This window comes from Thalassolituus sp. UBA6592 (assembly GCF_002433655.1).
Lineage (GTDB): Bacteria > Pseudomonadota > Gammaproteobacteria > Pseudomonadales > Oceanobacteraceae > Venatoribacter.
On the sequence record NZ_DJIO01000075.1, the window covers coordinates 53,443 to 54,020 of the forward strand.

Genomic DNA, 578 nt, shown 5'->3' on the forward strand with positions numbered 1-578 from the left:
GCGCCATATGCGTAATTACGCAAATCACAGGTAATGCAACCTATTGCGCAGTACAATTTCAGGGTCAAAGCGACGATTGTAGCTGCTTAAATTGCCCCTGTATGACTGCTTTTTCCTGAAGGATTACCTTGTTTTCGTCGGTTAGGAGCATCACCTTGTCTTGAGTTGCTTTCAGTGTGGCTTTGGCGGTTTCCAGTGATTGTGATAGCAAAGCCACTTCTTTATCAGCATCGGCTTTCTGGAGTTCAATCGCTGCCAACTGTTCGGCTAGTTTATCTTTTTGCTGCTGATGCTCCAGGCTCTTCGACAGTGCAACTTCAAGCTCGTTGTCCAATTTCTCTATGGTCCTGGCTTTTTCGCTCAATTCACGACTTAACCCAGTGCTGATCTGTTCGAGTTCCTCGGTGCTTTGTTGCTGTCGTCTATTTGTTTCAGTCTGTTCGGATATTCGAATCTCGGCTTGTGCAAGATGGCCTCGCAACTCCCGAAGCTGATCCTGCATCTGCTGATTGGTTGTGCGGAACTGTTCGCGCTCCTGTTGACGGTCTTCGGCCGTTCGCTGCTGGTAATGCTCGAAA

At 48.1% G+C, this 578-nt stretch carries 1 pseudogene; it reads right to left on the reverse strand.

The features are described 5' to 3' along the window. Positions 1-64 precede the first annotated feature (64 nt). Positions 65-578 (reverse strand): annotated as a pseudogene (locus B2Z72_RS07590) (chromosome partitioning protein ParA); the annotation flags it as partial.